The organism is Pantoea sp. RSPAM1, assembly GCF_038816185.1.
GTDB classification, from domain to species: domain Bacteria; phylum Pseudomonadota; class Gammaproteobacteria; order Enterobacterales; family Enterobacteriaceae; genus Pantoea; species Pantoea ananatis.
On record NZ_CP046137.1, the window covers coordinates 3,998,067 to 4,015,458 of the forward strand.

A 17,392-nucleotide genomic window follows, 5' to 3' on the forward strand; every position below is an offset into this window, starting at 1 on the left:
AGACATTATATCCGCGTTAAACCGCCTCAGACTTGAAACCAGTGACTGGGCGGTGCGGGTCAGCTGTGAAAAGGCTGTGAAGATGATGAAGCGCAGGATGAACTGACTTATGTTAATCATCACCTGCTCTCTAAACCAGCAAACGGTCAACCGCTGCTGTCAGTGTGAGTTGAGCTGTCCTGAAAACCTTTTTCCATTAGCAGAACTCCCTCTGACTGCGTTAAGCGCCCCGTTTACCGCGCTGTTTAAGTAACCTCCGGTCTCCAGTATTGCATCCTTTATGGCCTGACGACGTGCATCGCAGGTCTCGGTTCTGAGCATCTGCTTTAGCCGGGCCGAGAGCGTTTCCGAACTGACTTCAGCGTCATCATCCAGCAGCGATAACAGTGCTTCTCCAATGACAATGTTGATTATTTCTTCTTCACTTTTGAACATATAAACCTTCCTGTTTCCTGGCACAATAGTCCATTTCAACGGACAAGCGGTATTGCTCTGGAGCGGCATTTCTTTTTGTTTGATTTTTAATCTACACCCTAATCCACCAAACTTATAATTTTAAATGGCACTGTTTTTTTTCGTAGGGTCAGCAAAACACTAAGTACTTAAGCTTTAGATGCTCTGATGTTAACTAATCAGCGTCATTCACCGAGACTCGATTTCTTCCGGCCCGTTTAGCCTGATAAAGGGCTTCATCAGCACGACTCAGACCCTCTTCGCGCGCGCTTTCATTACCAATGAAAACGGCCACCCCGGCTGAAATAGTCATTTTTCCTGCCCCGGGGAAATAAGCCGTGCTGACTGTGAGTCTTATACGCTCTGCAGTCATCGTACCGTCAGCCAGGCCCGTGTGCGTAAGAAGTACAATGAACTCCTCTCCCCCGAACCGACTGACAATGTCAGTGGGTCTGCAGGCCTGTCTGAGTAACGAAGCAAGACTGACCAGAGCATCATCCCCTGCATCATGACCGAATGTATCGTTGATGTTTTTAAAGTGGTCAATATCAATAGCAATAACGCAGTGTTCCGAGGTGTTAATTAACCGATCAGCCATTACAGTAAAGCCGCGGCGGTTATACACACCGGTCAGTGGATCGGTCATTGCCTCATCGCTGATAGCAGCCATATGTCCTGAGACGGCCTTTCGGTGATCCCGAACGGCTTCAGTCAGACAATCGGCTTCGTAATACCATGCTTTTACGCCGCGAACTGACTCAGCGGTGGCATTACTACCGCCTTCACGCACCATTTCGGCAAGCTTTTCAAGAGGTAATGCAATTCGCCCTGCAAGCAGTACCATGATACCTGTGGTCATTGCCAGGATACCGATAATGAACCAAAGGATATTCCGAACGGAGTGAAGAAGAATGGCATTAACCGTCTCAGAGGTCCCCGCCATAAAAACATTCCAGCCGGTTGTGCGCAGATTTGCATAACCGATAAGTAGTTTATGCCCGTCGTTCTCCGTAATGAACCTGCCGTTTTGCGTGTCGGCCAGTCGTTTTTGAAGTGATGCAGGAAGGACCATTTTCTCGCCGGTCTTTGACTGATCATGGCTGAAAATAATCAGCCCCTCGTTGCTGACAATACTGACCACGGCTTCTCTGTTTAAAAAATGCTGGCTCAGGATATCGCTCAGCATGCTTTGCTTTTTGAGATAAATTGTCCCCCCGATATAACCAATATAATTGCCTTCAGGAGTGAAAATCGGTTGAGAGATGAAAATGACGTAGTTGCCCGTCGCCGACGTAAACGGAGATGAGATAAATGGCTTTTTTGTATCAATAGACTGACGACTGGCAACCGATTTCAGCTTTACACCAACAAGTTTTATGCTTTCCGGAGATGTCGCAGCGATAACCGCATCACGATTGACGACTACTACGGTATTGAAAAAGCCAGACTGCAGTCTGAGTCTGTCGCTTTCATGAGAAAGATAGATAACATCATCCAGCGTTTTAATCTGAGAGGCGCTCCATGCCAGCTCCTGCTGCGCTGTCCTGAGATAACGGTCGGTAGTGTCAGCGAGCTTTTGAGCATAAGCAATATTGTTTTCAATCAGGCTTTCTTCAATGTTTTTTTTCTGAAAAAGAAAAATCGCCCCCATCATCAACAGGCACGTAACGATAATGCCTCCCGCAGTGAGTGATGTCAGCAGAAGCCGGAGATGAACTTTTCTTTTTAGCATGGCATAAACCCGGACAATTAATTTTTTTCAAATATACCTGTCAACAATGCGTTGAAACGGCCGATTAGATTACTAAATAGGTTGTTTTTCTCTTCCTGAACTCACATCAGATCAAAGCGGTTAGCGGCATTTCGGGCCAGTTGAGAAGTAAGAAGTGATGTTTTTTCAAGTAAAGCCGAAGCGCCTTTTACTGCATTCGAGACGTAGCGAACAAAATGAGAACCGTTTTTCAGCGGCCTGAATCTACCAGGATGAGCCGCTGAGAAACCGTACCAGAGAGCATCGTAACGATGTGCTCAGTATCTCTATGGCTGATGAAGATCTCCCCTCGCGTCAACGCTGAGAATGGACACAAACGATAAATCTAATTCATGGATTGACAGGCACAAATATGCATTATTATGTCTACACTTAAGTAAGAAAGTTACTTCTTTGACAGAAGTGTAGAACAGTTTGAAAAAATACTTATAAGTACTGAAGCCTTAAAATTTTTCTTAATAAATTTATTAGGAAAGCTGTATTTGCAGCTTTCACTTTTCCTTTTTTTCGTACCGGCTTCAGGGCGGTGCGGAGGTGCTACACATGCTGACCAATCTTAGCGGCGACGAAGAGCGACGGCATCGCGCGCTCCTTACGCTGCGCAAGCCTGACGAAAGCCGGGATGATGTACTTCAAAAGTTCGTGCGACTCGCCAGTCAGGCTCTGGGTATTCCTGGCAGCTTCATTTCTGTGCTGGATGATGAGAAGCAGTATGTCAGAGCAGCCCGGAATTTTAACCTGAAAGAATCCTCACGCGCTGACTCGCTATGTCGGCACGTTGTCGATAATGATAAGGCAATGGTAGTGCCTGACACTCTCCACGATAAACGGTTCAGTACCCACCCCCTGATAACCGGTATGCCTTACATCCGTTTTTACGCGGGCACGCCATTGAAGAACAGCGAAGGCGTTATTCTGGGAACACTCTGCGTAACCGATACAGCACCGCATGACTTCGGCGTCGAAAAGGTTGCCACGCTTAAGTTACTGGCTGCGCTTGTTATGTCTTTTCTGGAGGCCTGGCATGCTGCAAGCTTCGCCGATCCCGTGACTTCCCTGCCAAACCGTCAGCGTCTGATGCGTGACCTTCAGTATCTGAAAGCCTCGGGGGATAAAACGCCAAGGCGCCTTATACTTATTGACTGTATTGACCTGTCGCATGCTTACGAACTGGCGCGTTCCATGGGGATGGAGCCTGTGGAAAGCCTTTTGAAAGACGTATCCACGCTCCTGCCGCTGCGGCTTAAACCTGCACAGACGGATACGATTTACACCGTTGCAACGGGACGGTTTGCGCTCCTTACGCGTGCCGACAGCAAACTGAATGCGTCCTGGGTGGTGGACAAACTTCAGGGCATTCATGCTGATATCGGTGACGGGCTTACCGTGGCGTTGACTACCCGGGCCGGCGAGGTGGATTTTTCAGCAGATTTGCTGCCCTCTCAGGAGGTGCTTCGCCGTTCTGTCAGTGCACTGCATGAGGCTGCAGGAGAGAATATCGGGTGGAGGCGCTTCAGCGAAGCGTCAGACGAGCGTCGAACGCGTGATTTTACTCTGCTCAATGATTTGGCTTCATCGCTGCGTAATAACACCGGGCTGTATGTGGTTTACCAGCCTAAAATCTGTCTCAAAAAGGGTATTCCTGTCGGGCTTGAAGCACTGATTCGATGGCGCCATCCTGTATTTGGCGAACTCTCACCGGCGGCGTTCATCCCGCTTGCAGAGCAGACAGATTTACTCAGCGCCCTCACCGACTGGGTATCGGACCAGGCGATTGCGCGTCTTGTCAGGTTTCGTCACAGCCCTGTCCAGTTACCGGTCTCGTTTAACGTGAGCGGTCAGGATCTGTCACGTCCGGATTTTGCCAGCGCACTTGAGGATAAAATGATCCGTGCGGGTATCCCTGCCGAACTTTTAGGGATTGAATGCCTGGAAACCGAGCAGATAATCGAAAACGCGGCAGCAATAAAGACACTCGAAGCGCTGAAATATAAAGGTTTCAGCATCTCTCTGGATGATTTTGGTACCGGGCACAGCAATATTAACTATCTCCGCCGTATCCCGCTTGACGTTATCAAGCTGGACCGTTCACTCATTACCGGCCTTTCTTCTGACACAGCGTCGCGTATCATTGCCCGCAGCATTATCAGTATGCTCAAGGAGCTGAATTATGAGGTGCTGGCCGAAGGGGTGGAAAATGAGGACACCGTCGCGGCTCTTACGCAGTATGGTTGCGATCAGGCTCAGGGGTTCTTTTACTCGCGACCTCTTGCCGACCCTGAACTCGAAGAATGGCTTACGTGGAGGCTACGTGAGCGCTATTAAAATGCTAAACGCTTACCGCTCTGCAGCCGATTTCGCACTGAATTGCAGGACGTTAAACGTATTCGCTCTGCCTTGAGGCTAAGACCTGTCATGTAGTTTAAAAAAGGCTCACACTGTTCTTTACCAGCTTTTGTAACATTAACTTTTTTGACCTGACCTGCTCCCTGGAAACTAACATACCCTGATGCAAGCAACGTCCGATTCTGGCACTGGCTGAAGATTGATGGAGTTTGCAGGAAAAGATGGGGCTGATTCGGGGCCTCTGTATTGAGATCCGGAACATTTAAAGTTTCGGATAAGCGAGACGATAACTGTCTCTGTCACGCGAACTAACCTCTGAGAAAAAGGTGCACTGGTTACGTTATGCTAGCGGCTTTACCGGGCTGACAGCAATTTTTATGTGGCTTTTGTCCAGTCTGCAGCCTCATCGCCCTGTCGCCTTAAGGGTGTAATGACAAAACCCGAAATCCCCCTCAGGCCCGTCATAGCTCATCGCGCCAACGTGTTCCGGATAAACGCATCTGCCTTAACCTCATCCGCCCCTCGACCTTCCGGCTTTTACCGAACGGATAGACCTCAGGTGACAGAAGATAAGACAGGCAGTTTATTACGCGCGGAGATGTCTGTGCCGCAATGATCGTTTCGGGCAGGGAGCAGACATTTCCCTCATATCAATAAAGTTTGCCCTGATGAACTCTTCAAAAAGCAGGGTTAAAAACGCTGCTGGCGCAAAATCTCATCTGGTAAAGCCGGCGCTTGACATCGTTTACCGAACGGGCCGGACGGCGCGGGTGCAGAACAACGCCCTGAAGGAAGGTGTAACGCCCCGCCCGGCGCTGCACACAATATCAATTTCAGCGTAACAAACACAATTGTTGTGTGCGGCCCGCTGCATGATGCATCTCAGGAATACAGGCGTTTGAGCGAATCGCGGGAACTGGCGTAATCAGACCAGGCGGGCGACGGCCTGTTCAACGTGGTTGCTGTCGGTATTAAAGCACCGCAGGGAAACCGGAGTGTTTTGCCCTGGTGTCGGCATATCCGGCTCCCCTGCATCCACTATATACACTATCGGCAACTGACGTTAATTCTGCAATGAATAAAGGAAATAAACATTTCCTTTTTCCGGGTTAATCCCGGAGGTCGTTTTCGATCCCAGAGGGGTGGATTGCATGGCAAAGCACATGTTTTCATATCCGCTAAAAGCACAAACAGGAAAAGCGCATCAGGATAAAAAACACAGTGGCTCAGCGGTGTGCATTGCGCGATTCTGGCAGCCTCTGAAACATAAGGACACTGCAGGGTAATTACACAAAAGCGTGCAGTGAAATCCAATCAGTCTAAAAACATATAATTCAGATAGTTACAGAAAATATTTCAAATATACTTTTCCTCTGAGAAGAGACTACACTGAGAGCGTGTACAAAAAGACACCAACGCAACAAGACAGCACTTCTTGTCCGTGACAACGGACTTTTACCCCCAGGAAAAAAGAAGGTTTACATGTTCAGGAGCGAACCAGAAAAAGTGAATATTGTGATTGGCGAAGCAATCATGGCGCTGATTCGTAATGACACTGACGTCAGTAATGAAATGATATCGAAACAACTGAATCAGATGCTGGAAGCTGAGACTAACGCGTCCCGTCGCAGAACAATCAGACAGGCAATCGAACAGTTTGACCGGCTTTTCGGGAGGGCGGTTTATTCCACGGATGGCTCAGTTATGCTAAGACAACCTTGCGGGCCCTCATCACAAAAAACGTCGTCACAAAAGAAAGCTCCGGTTTCAAAACAGCCGGGCTGACCTACCCAGTACCCTGCTTAAGGTCAGTGTAACCGGTTTTTCAACATCTGCAGTGCCCTCAGGCAGGCAGCTTTTACATACCAGTCGTCGGTATCACGGCTGAGCTTATTCAGTGCATTTATCAGGTCTTCTTTACTGACTTTGGGTGAGTTAAGTAAAATCTGGCGGGTGATACTGCCAATCAACTCAAGCGCGTTTTCGTTGGTGTCCTCAACGGAACCCATGAAACCTCCACAAAACGATGTGTTTACAGTTTACCATTTCAGCGAGACGACATCCTGGGCCATAACGGCAGGCCGTCTCGCTCATCAGTATTTTCATATAAGGCGCTTTCTGAATCAGTCAGCCGTCCCGTTCTCATGCCTGATGAGGCTCTGTGTAGCCGTTTTAATCCGGCTTGCTGTCAGGCTGGCTATAATGATGAATATCAGACACATCAACGCCTGCGACCGCAAAGAGACATGATGGTCAATCAGGACGCCCATGATGACCGGTGAAGCTCCGCTGGCGATAACCGTACCGGCCTCAACGGCCGAACGTACCTTTGCCAGCAGGGCTGGCCCAAAAAGCTGAACCCACAGCGCGGTGGCCAGCGTGGAGGCAATGGCCGACGAGATACCGGTCATGATGAGGTAGAACGGCGTCACCCACAGGCCGTTGCTGAACCACAGAGCAAACATCCCAGCCCCCTGCGGCATCAGAAACCAGGGCAGCAGCCTGCGTGGCGTCAGTCTGTCAATCAGCGGGCCGAATGACAGCAGCGAGACTGCCTGCGTCAGGGCGTAGGCGATAAACCATGCGGCAACCCATGACAGTGCCCACCCCTTTTCTTCTGCGAGGCGCGCCTGGTGAAAGAAGAAGCCGGTGGTAATAAAGGGTGATGCAAGCACCACCGGCAGGGCCAGCAGCAGGTTACGGTTTTTCCATATGGAGGGGGCGCGGACTTTTCTGTCTCCCCGTTTTCTGAACGTGCGGAGTGGTTTTTCGGCGCGGCGTGGCAGGCAGGATATCGCCAGCGCAACGCCCGCGATGAGTATCACCGCGTTGATGAGCCAGGCCGTACGCCATCCGGTAAAGTGACCGACCTGCACCGCCGCCACAGGAAAAAACGCCTGCGCGAGCGACAGGCCCAGTGCGATCGCGCCCAGCGCTTTGCCCGCGTCCAGTGGAAACTGTCGGGCAGTCGCGGTCAGGGCAGTGTGAACCATCAGCCCCTGCCCACCCAGTCTGAGCAGGTAAAAGCCAGCGCAGAGCATCCATGCAGTCTGAGCACCTGAAACCAGAAGGCAGGCCACCGTCAGCAGAAAGGTGACGGCCAGCGTAAACTTCCGTGTGGTGGTGTAATCAATCAGCCGTCCTGCCCACGTCAGGGTGAGAGCACTCATCACCGTGCCGGCTGCATAAAGGCCGCCAAGTCCACCGTCGCTGAGCCCGAAAGCCTGCCGCCAGTCCTGCCCGTAAAGCGACACAAAGTAAGTCTGTCCGAAACTCGACATGGCCATCAGTATGGCGCCAAAGCCGAGATGCCTGCCGTGCTGATGTATAAAGCGAAACAACTGACGCATGATATTCCCTGAGCACGGTTTACGAAGGTACCGTGCTAAGCCGTTGCTACGAAGCCTCTGTCCGGGTTCCGTAGCATAATGATTAGAGCGGCCCGCGGTCGCAGGCCGATGTAGTTTAACGCAGCATCAGTAAGGGCTGACGACTCTCAGCCAGCATGGCTGAGGTGTTGCTTCCGATGAAGAACTGACGAAGCCGCGTGTGTGCCCATGCTCCCATCACGATGAAATCAATTTCATTCTCTTCCGCGTAAAGGCCTAAGGCATGCGGGACAGAATCATCTTTGAGTAACCGGGCTTCTGCAGGGATACCCGCCGTTTCAAGAATCAACCGGGCATCAAGAAGCGAAGCCTCGTCGCCGTTAACCATCACGACATGGCAGGCCAGGTCGCGCAGCAGCGGACTCAGAGTCAGTCTGGTCAGATTTTTGCGACTTGCCTCACTGCCGTCCCAGGCAAAGAGCACCCGCGAGGGCGCAGTAAACGTTTCCGGCACGACCAGAACGGGTTGCTTCTGCAGGCGGATGACGCTTTCCAGGTGACTGCCTACCTGGTGTTCAGATCCACGACGGCCCATCACCATAAGCCTGACATCGTCCAGCTCCGTCAGGATTTCATCCAGAACACCGTGCATCTGCAGCTGGCGCACCGCTGAATGCCCTGCAAGCGCCAGCCGCCCGGCGCACCCTGAAAGGATGACATTTCCCTGCGCCCTGAGGAGCCGGTTGCGCTCGCCCTCGACCCGGACCAGTTCTTCGGTCAGCAGCTCTTTGCTGTCAATGCCGATGATGCCGCTCAGGTCAGAGACGGCCGGATGGCCGTCTTTTTCCACAACGTGCAGCAGAGTCAGCGGTGCCGAGAGGCCGGCAGCAGCCCAGGCTGCATAGTCGCAGACCGCCCCGGTTGATGGTGAGCCATCCACGCAAGCAATAACGTTAGTTTTCATCACTCTCGCTCCTTTCGGTTAGTGTCCGCCCATAAGTTTTTCCACTTCTTCCGGCTTGTCATGCACGCCAAACCGGTCGACGATCGTGCGGGTGGCATCATTCATGCCGCGTATTTCCACCTCAGAGCCTTCGCGCCGGAATTTAATTACGGTTTTATCCAGCGCGCTGACGGAGGTTATGTCCCAGAAGTGAGCGTGGGTGACATCAATAACCACGCGCTCAGTGGCTTCGCGGAAGTCAAAACAGTTCATGAAACGATTCGCTGAAGCGAAAAAGACCTGTCCTGTTACGGTATAAGTCCGGACTCCGCCCTCAAGGGCTGATTTGACCGTCATAAACCGCGCCACTTTGGTGGCAAAATTTAATGAGGCAATTAGCACGCCGGTCAGCACGCCAAACGCCAGGTTGTCGGTCGCCACCACCACGACCACCGTTGCCAGCATCACCACGCTGGTCGAAAGCGGATGGCGACGCAGATCCGTAATGGAGCGCCAGGAGAAGGTGCCAATCGACACCATAATCATCACCGCAACCAGGGCCGCCATGGGAATCTGTGACACCCAGTTGCGCAGAAAGATGATCAGACACAGCAGCACCACACCAGCAGTGAGGGTAGAAAGTCGCCCGCGGCCGCCGGATTTTACGTTAATCACGGACTGACCAATCATGGCGCAGCCCGCCATGCCACCGATGAACGCCGTGCAGACGTTAGCGATACCCTGAGCTTTGCACTCACGGTTTTTGTCGCTGGGTGTATCCGTCATATCATCGACGATGGTCGCGGTCATCATTGACTCCAGCAGCCCCACGACGGCGAGGCCGGCAGAGTAAGGCAGGATAATCAGCAACGTATCCAGGTTCAGCGGAATGTCCGGAATCAGGAACACCGGCAGGCTGTCGGGCAGTTTGCCCATATCACCCACGGTGCGGACGTCGAGATGCAGATACATGGAGACGGCCGTCAGCACCACGATGCAGACCAGCGGCGAGGGGAGGGTTTTATTGAGATACGGAAAAAGGTAGATGATGGCCAGGCCCGCGGCGGTGAGCGCGTAAACGTGCCAAGTGACGTTGGTCAGTTCCGGCAACTGCGCCATAAATATCAGGATGGCTAGCGCGTTAACGAAGCCCGTCACAACCGAGCGCGACACGTAACGCATGAGAGCGCCCAGCTTCAGGTAACCGGCGGCCAGCTGCAGCAGGCCAGTAAGCACCGACGCCGCCAGCAGATACTGCAGACCGTGGTCTTTCACCAGGGTTATCATCAGTAACGCCATAGCACCGGTGGCCGATGAAATCATGGCGGGGCGTCCGCCAAAGATGGCCATCACCACGGGAATACAGAACGCCGAATAGAGGCCGACCTGCGGGTCGACGCCGGCAATGATGGAAAAAGCGATCGCTTCGGGAATCAGCGCGAGCGCGACAACAATACCGGCAAGGACGTCACCACGGACGTTACCCAGCCAGTCCTTACGCGTCGAGGACAGCAGCATAATAATTTCTCAGATTTTGAATACAGTCAGCCCGTAAGGGCAAAAATTTCAGGTGCGAAAAAGCACATCCGCAGACGGGATGTTTAAGGATGCGCGACTGAGATTACTCAGTGCGACGGGGAGGGTTACGACTCAGGGTGGCGTAAGACGCATGATTTTTAAAATTCTCCTTTACGGCAACAGGTCACCTTCAGGACTGAAATAAGCCAGCTTGAACACATGATGAGCGCCGGCAATGAAACCAGCTCTTTTCAGAGCTGGTGCTTAACTATAAACGAATAAGCGATGAGATCAACGTTTGTCATGTCGCATTCGGATCGTCGCACTTAGGCAGCCAGTCGGCGCTGCTTTCGTCTGTCAGCCCGAGGTTGGTCTGCATCCCGAGCTTCGTACGCCGCTTCAGGTAGTTCCTGCCGTACTCGCGCAGGATGCTCTCCAGCGCCTGGCTGAATGCCTTCATGCTGAGCGGGTTGCGCTAGCCGTTGGCCTCCATGTTGGCCAGACAGGCGTGATAGAGGTAGCGTTTCGGCTTCAGGGGCCTGATGCTGGCGTTGCCCATGTGCAGGCCGTTCGGCTCGGCGGTCGCGAACAGTTAAGGCGTCGTTCCATCGCCGAACACCGGCGGCAGGGCAACCGTGGCGTTGCAGGCCGAGGCGGCGTGCTTCGCCTTACGCTGGCCGTCGCCGTTCAGGTCACAACAGTAATGTTGTTTAGTGAATAAATCTGGGCTCACTTTGTCAGCCAAATTAGTGTGATATCCTTTCCACAACTCCTGTTGTATCCACGACATAAGGCGATGATTGATGGAGCAGTCTCTCAATTTTGAAATGTTGCGCAGCCAGTGGCCGGAACTGGCAGAACTCGCGTGTATGGCGGAACGCTATGTTCACTCCGATCCGGAAAGCTGTCTGGTCAAGCTACGCAACTACACCGAATTGATGGTACGTTGGTTATACCGCCAGGAACGGCTGCCTGAAGGCATCAAAGCAAATCTGTATGATTTAATGAACGCCGATGTCTTCACCAGCATGATGCCAGAAGCCATCATCATGAAAATGGATGCACTGCGTATCCATGGCAACCGCGCCGCACACGGTGGACGTATTAAAGCTAAAGATACCTATTGGCTGCTCAAGGAAGCGTATTTACTGGGAGTTTGGCTCTATGTTCGTTATGCCCATGGTAATGTTGATAATTGCCCCAAATTTTCTCTTCCTCCGTTAACACAATCTTCAGGTCGTGCAGATGAAAAACGTCTGGAAGATGCAATCAGGGCTCAAGATGAAAGCCGTGAGCGCGAACTGGCGTTACAACGCGCCCTACAGCAAGAGCAGGAAAAGGCCGAACACCTTACTCAGCGCCTGAATGAAGCCAGAGCTCGCAACCAGCATGTTGCAGATATTCTCTCTATAGATGAAGCGGAAACTCGCCGCCGCTTGATTGATTCTCGCCTGCTTGCCGCCGACTGGAATGTAGGGGAAGGGCTTAATAATACCGATCAGGTTACGCAGGAACACCCCGTTAAAGAACAACCTACTGCAACCGGTGACGGTTATGCGGATTATGTCTTGTGGGATGAGGCGCATAACCCGCTGGCGGTGGTGGAAGCAAAAAAAACTAGCGTCAATGCCGAGCAAGGAAGAATTCAGGCCCGACTGTATGCCGATTGGCTGGAAAAAGAATATGGTCAGCGTCCGGTCATTTTCTACACCAACGGCTACGATATCTGGCTGTGGGACGACCATAAAATACATGGCTATCCTCCGCGTCGAGTATTTGGCTTCTACAGCAAGGAAAGCCTGCAATATCTTATTCAGCAACGTGGAACTCGTCTTCCCCTGAATAGTGTTCCGCACGCAAAAGATAAAGAGGGTAAGGCCGTTGCAGGACGTTTGTATCAGCTTGAAACCATTGCCCGTGTAAGTGAACGGTTTACCAATAAGTACCGACAATCTTTAATTGTTCAAGCCACAGGTACAGGTAAAACTCGCGTTGCGATTGCGCTAAGCAAGCTAATGATCGATGCTCGTTGGGTCAAACGTGTCTTATTCCTTTGTGACCGCAAAGAGCTGCGTAAACAAGCGGCTAATGCCTTTAATCAATTTACCAATGAACCGCTGTATGTGGTTGGAAAATCTAAAAAAGCAGACAGGCAGAACGCCAGAATCTACATCGCCACCTATCCCGGCATGATGAAAATCATGGACCATTTTGATGTCGGTTATTTTGATCTGATCATTGCCGACGAATCCCACCGCTCTATCTACAATGTCTACGGTGATCTATTTAAGTATTTTGATGCCCTCCAGATTGGCCTGACAGCCACGCCGATCGACATGGTGAGTAAAACTACTTTCGGCCTGTTTGGTTGTGAAGGACGTATCCCCACCGCAAACTACAGCCTGGAAGATGCCATCGCCGATAACAATCTGGTTCCCTATGAGGTTGTCACGCACACCACTGAATTCCTGCGCGAAGGCATCAAAAGGGAGAAATTAAGCGACGCACAAATCCGTGAGCTGGAAGAACAGGGTATCGATCCCAATACGCTGGAATTTGATGGCAAGGCGCTGGATGAGGCAATTTATAACAAAGACACCAACCGTTATATCCTGCGTAACCTGATGGAAAATGGCCTGAAAGATGTGGATGGGCAACTGCCAGGTAAAACCATCATTTTCGCCCGTAACCACAAACACGCGCTGCTGTTGAATGAATTGTTCGACGACATGTACCCGCAGTTTGCCGGACGCTTCTGCCAGGTCATCGACAACTACGATCCCCGCGCCGAGCAACTGATTGACGATTTCAAAGGGCTGGATGAAAGCACCAACAAAGAGCTGACCATCGCTATCTCTGTTGACATGCTCGATACCGGTATTGATGTCCCGGAGATTGTGAATCTGGTCTTTGCCAAACCAGTCAAATCGAAAGTGAAGTTCTGGCAGATGATTGGCCGTGGTACGCGTCTTTGTTCAGGGTTGTACGGCTACGATGAAAACGGCAAACAGCTGGATAAACAGAAATTCCGCATTTTCGATCACTGGGGCAATTTTGAGTATCACGAGTTGCATACCGAAGAGGCCGAAGTGACAGCGACAAAATCTTTGGCGCAAAAACGCTTCGAAGCGTGGGTTATGCTGGGGGCTGCCGCACAGCGTAAGTTCGACAAACAGGCGGTGGATTTAGTCGCTCACCAGCTCCGCGAGCAGATCAACGCGCTGGATGAAAAGTCGATTGCCGTGCAGGAAAAGTGGCAGCAAAAAGCGCAGTACAGCGATGAAAAAGTGCTGCGCCAGCTTTCCCCGAAAACACAGCAGGATTTGCTCTCTGTCCTGGCCCCGTTAATGCAGTGGTTGGACGTACGCGGGCAAAGCGATGCCATGCGCTTCGATATGGATATTCTGGCGGCGCAAACCGCCCGTTATACCAACCCGGAAGAGCTGGATGTGCTGTGGCCGGTAATCATCGAGAAAGTGGAACGTCTGCCGCCGCATCTGACTCAGGTGCAGCAACAGGGACAACGGATTAATCAACTTCGTGATTTAGGCTGGTGGAAGCAAGCCAGCCTGGAAGAGCTGGAAGATATCCGCATTCATCTGCGCGGCATCATGCACTTGATGGAAAAAGATGCGACGCCGCAATTCGGCTCGATACAGGTGGATATTACCGAAGATGCGAACCTGATCCAGACGGAAACCCGTAAAACCAACATCCGATCGATTGATTTCAAACTCTATCGTCAGCAGGTCCAAGGGGCGCTGGAGCCGCTGTTCCAGCAAAACCCGGTGCTAAAGAAAATCCGCAACGGCGAGCCGGTCACGCAAGCCGAGCTGGATGAACTGGCGAAGCTGGTGCTGATCCAGAATCCGAACGTTGATATCCGGGCGCTGAAAGAGTTCTATCCGCAGGCAACAGCTAGCCTGGATAAACTTTTGCGTACCATCATCGGGATGGACAGCGACGCAGTGGAAGTGCGCTTTGCCCAGTTCGCCGCTGACAACAGCCTGACCAGCCAGCAACTGCGCTTCCTGTCATTGCTGAAAAACCATATACGTGATTACGGCACAATTGAAATGCGGCAGCTCTTTGAACAACCGTTTACGCATATCCACAACGAAGGCGTTACCGGGGTGTTCCCGGATATAGAGCAGATCGCCCGGTTGCAAAAGATAGTCGAAGAGTTGGGTGTTGTGACCGATACAGCGAGGGTATAATGCATAAATGACAAGCCCCGGTAGCGGGGCTTTTGTATTTATAACAAGGTATAGACGTTAACAATGATCACCGGTGACTTAAAAAGTAAAATCGACGGCCTATGGGAAGATTTCTGGGTAGGCGGCATCACTAACCCGCTGACCGTAATCGAACAGGTCACCTACCTGATGTACTCCCGGATGCTGGATACCCAGGAACAACGGGACGAGAAGCGTAAACAAATCGCAGGCGTTGATTTTAAACCACGCTTTGCGCCTGAGCAGCAGGAGTTCCGCTTCAGCCACTACAGCAACCTTGGCTCGGACGAGATGATGGAAGTAGTGCGCGACGGCGTATTCCAGCATTTCCGTCAGCTCGGCCAGGCCGATGCGTCGAAGGTAACGCTGCTGGGCAACTTTATGAAAGATGCCCGTCTGGAGATTGTTAAGCCGTCACTGCTGACCAAAGCGGTTGAGGTGATCAAAAACCTGCCATTGGATCGCGGCGATACCAAAGGCGACCTTTACGAATACCTGTTAAGCAAGCTGACAACTGCCGGAATCAACGGCCAGTTCCGCACGCCGCGCCACATTATCCGCACGATGGTTGAAATGATGGAGCCGAATCCCGCCCGCGGCGAGACGATTTGCGATCCTGCCTGTGGCACCGGTGGCTTTCTGGCGACCAGCTATGAATATCTGCTGGAAAAATACAGCTCGCTGGAATCAATTCATACCGAGATTGGCACCAATGAACGCGGAAAACTGGAAGAGCAAAAAATCTTTACTGGCGATCTGCTGACGCCGTGGCGTGACCATGTGGATAACAACATGTTCCATGGTTACGACTTTGATACCACCATGCTGCGTATCGCTGCCATGAACCTGATTATGCACGGAGTGGAAGAGCCGGATATTCATTATCAGGACACCATGAGCCAGAGCTTCAGCACCAATTTCCCGCAGGCCAGTAAAAACGCCTTCAACCTGATTCTGGCGAACCCGCCGTTTACTGGTTCACTGGACGAGGAAGATATCGACTCCACACTGTCGGCCATGGTGAAAACCAAAAAAACCGAACTGCTGTTCCTGGCGCGGATTCTGCAAATGCTGAAAGTGGGCGGTCACAGCGCCACTATCGTGCCGCAGGGGGTGCTGTTTGGCTCCAGTAAAGCGCACCAGTCACTGCGTAAAACACTAGTGGAAGATAACCAGCTGGAAGCGGTGATTAATCTGCCTTCCGGTGTATTCAAGCCTTATGCAGGCGTAGCAACGGCAATCCTGATCTTTACCAAAGGCGGCCAGACGGACGAAGTCTGGTTCTACGATCTACAAAATGACGGCTACAGCCTGGATGACAAGCGCAACCCGATAAAAGAGAACGATCTTCCGCACCTGCTGGCAAGCTGGAAGCATTACCGTGCTTTACGTGGTTTGCCGGTAGATAACTTTATGGGTGAGAAGTTTGCTTCGTTGCTGAAACAGCAGAGCCCGGAAGGGATTGATGCTGATATTGACTTTAAGGATCGCACACAGGCGGCGTTTGTGGTGCCGAAAGCGGATATCGCTGCGCAGAAATACGATCTCTCCATCAATCGTTACAAAGAGGTGGTGTATCAGGCCGATGAGTATGAAGACCCGAAGGTGATACTGAAACGATTAAAAGATCTGGAAAAAGAGATTCTGGCGGATCTGGATGAGCTGGAGGGGATGCTGTGAGTAAATATCAATTAGTCACTCTTGGCAAACATATAGATATATTGTCTGGATATGCATTTCCTTCAAGTGGTTTCAATCAGAAAAATGGTGTTCCACTAATCCGTATTAGAGATATTCTTTCTGGAAGAACCGAGACCTATTATGAAGGTAGTTATGACTTAAAATACCTTATTAAAAAAGGCGATTTACTTGTTGGGATGGATGGAGATTTCAATCGTGAGTATTGGAAAGGTACTGATGCGTTGTTGAACCAACGGGTATGTAAAATTACGCCAAATCCTGAAACACTTGATAAAAATTTTCTATATCATTTCTTGCAAAAGGAATTGGATAAAATTCATGCCACAACAGATGTTGTGACTGTAAAACATTTATCAGTAAAAAAGATACAAGATATTAAAATTAGGCTTCCCTCGTTAAAAGAACAAAAACGCATTGCTGCTATCCTTGATAAAGCCGATGGTATACGCCAAAAACGCGAGCAAGCCATTAAACTGGCTGATGATTTTTTGCGCGCTACATTTGTGGAGATTTTCCCCCAGTTAGATGATTGTGGAAATAAAGTAAAACTAGGTGATATTGTGACTCTGGACGCACCAATGGTGGATCCAAGAGAAGACAAGTTTATCGACTTAATACATATCGGACCTGATAGGATTGAAAGGAACACTGGATTACTTTTAACTGCACTAACTGCACGGGAAGAAAATTTAATCAGTAAAAAATTCCTTTTTGATGAAAACTATGTGCTGTATTCAAAAATTCGACCTTACTTAAAAAAATGTGCCCTTCCTGATTTCGGTGGTTTATGTTCGGCTGATATGTATCCAGTAAAACCTATCTCTGGGAAAACGAACCGTGAATTTATATGGCAACTTTTGCTCTCTGATTTATTTACTAAATATACTGAAACACTACCTGATAGAGCAAATATACCAAAATTAAACCGAAAGGAATTACTTAGCTTTGAATTATCATTGCCACCCATTCCTTTGCAAGAAAAATACAAGGCAATAGTACAAAAAACAAATCATGCAAAGTTAATTATGCGTACGCAGAATGGTAATTTCATATTAAACCAACTGGCAGATGAGCTATTTTTAACAAACTAAATTAT

11 protein-coding genes and 1 pseudogene are annotated in these 17,392 nt (G+C 50.6%); 5 read left to right on the forward strand and 7 right to left on the reverse strand.

Features of this window, described 5'->3' with window-relative positions; translation table 11 throughout:
* Positions 1 to 159 precede the first annotated feature (159 nt).
* Positions 160 to 435: a hypothetical protein gene (locus tag GKC68_RS19250; RefSeq protein WP_110957414.1), complete on the reverse strand. Its 276-nt coding sequence runs from the start codon at positions 433 to 435 to the stop codon at positions 160 to 162.
* A gap of 193 nt (positions 436 to 628) precedes the next feature.
* On the reverse strand, positions 629 to 2,185 hold the full coding sequence (locus GKC68_RS19255) for a sensor domain-containing diguanylate cyclase (protein ID WP_064366347.1): 1,557 nt from the start codon (positions 2,183 to 2,185) through the stop codon (positions 629 to 631).
* A gap of 582 nt (positions 2,186 to 2,767) precedes the next feature.
* On the opposite strand from GKC68_RS19255, the gene GKC68_RS19260 reads away from it, so the two are divergent.
* Both GKC68_RS19260 and GKC68_RS19265 read left to right on the forward strand, forming a co-directional pair.
* Positions 2,768 to 4,549 carry a GGDEF domain-containing phosphodiesterase gene (locus GKC68_RS19260; protein ID WP_028724529.1) on the forward strand — a complete coding sequence of 594 codons (1,782 nt, stop codon included), beginning with the start codon at positions 2,768 to 2,770 and terminating at the stop codon, positions 4,547 to 4,549.
* Between the two features lie 1,527 nt (positions 4,550 to 6,076).
* Entirely contained in the window at positions 6,077 to 6,355 is a 279-nt protein-coding gene (locus tag GKC68_RS19265; protein ID WP_162150531.1) for a hypothetical protein, read from the forward strand.
* Positions 6,356 to 6,378: 23 nt separating this feature from the next.
* Here GKC68_RS19265 and GKC68_RS19270 read toward each other — a convergent pair whose 3' ends face one another.
* From GKC68_RS19270 to GKC68_RS19290, 5 genes and pseudogenes are all read right to left on the reverse strand, one after another.
* Positions 6,379 to 6,579 carry a hypothetical protein gene (locus GKC68_RS19270; RefSeq protein ID WP_028724528.1) on the reverse strand — a complete coding sequence of 67 codons (201 nt, stop codon included), beginning with the start codon at positions 6,577 to 6,579 and terminating at the stop codon, positions 6,379 to 6,381.
* A gap of 114 nt (positions 6,580 to 6,693) precedes the next feature.
* A complete protein-coding gene (locus GKC68_RS19275; RefSeq protein ID WP_050598427.1) occupies positions 6,694 to 7,920 on the reverse strand; it encodes an MFS transporter in 1,227 nt (408 codons plus the stop codon).
* Positions 7,921 to 8,035: 115 nt separating this feature from the next.
* Positions 8,036 to 8,863, reverse strand: coding sequence for a universal stress protein (locus GKC68_RS19280; RefSeq protein WP_028724527.1), 828 nt, complete (start codon positions 8,861 to 8,863; stop codon positions 8,036 to 8,038).
* An 18-nt stretch (positions 8,864 to 8,881) separates the two neighbouring features.
* Positions 8,882 to 10,360 (reverse strand): SulP family inorganic anion transporter, encoded by a 1,479-nt coding sequence (locus GKC68_RS19285; protein ID WP_028724526.1) that lies wholly within the window; start codon positions 10,358 to 10,360, stop codon positions 8,882 to 8,884.
* A 301-nt stretch (positions 10,361 to 10,661) separates the two neighbouring features.
* A pseudogene (locus GKC68_RS19290) lies at positions 10,662 to 10,937 on the reverse strand (winged helix-turn-helix domain-containing protein); the annotation flags it as partial.
* Positions 10,938 to 11,163: 226 nt separating this feature from the next.
* Here GKC68_RS19290 and GKC68_RS19295 point away from each other — a divergent pair.
* The 3 genes from GKC68_RS19295 to GKC68_RS19305 all read left to right on the forward strand — a co-directional run bounded on the left by GKC68_RS19295 (position 11,164) and on the right by GKC68_RS19305 (position 17,387).
* The gene (locus tag GKC68_RS19295; protein ID WP_342656427.1) at positions 11,164 to 14,577 is read left to right on the forward strand and encodes a DEAD/DEAH box helicase family protein; all 3,414 of its coding nucleotides are present in this window, start codon (positions 11,164 to 11,166) and stop codon (positions 14,575 to 14,577) included.
* A gap of 63 nt (positions 14,578 to 14,640) precedes the next feature.
* On the forward strand, positions 14,641 to 16,275 hold the full coding sequence (locus GKC68_RS19300) for a class I SAM-dependent DNA methyltransferase (RefSeq protein ID WP_288390214.1): 1,635 nt from the start codon (positions 14,641 to 14,643) through the stop codon (positions 16,273 to 16,275).
* A complete protein-coding gene (locus GKC68_RS19305; RefSeq protein ID WP_288390213.1) occupies positions 16,272 to 17,387 on the forward strand; it encodes a restriction endonuclease subunit S in 1,116 nt (371 codons plus the stop codon). Before GKC68_RS19300 ends, GKC68_RS19305 begins: the two co-directional genes overlap by 4 nt.
* Positions 17,388 to 17,392: the final 5 nt, after the last annotated feature.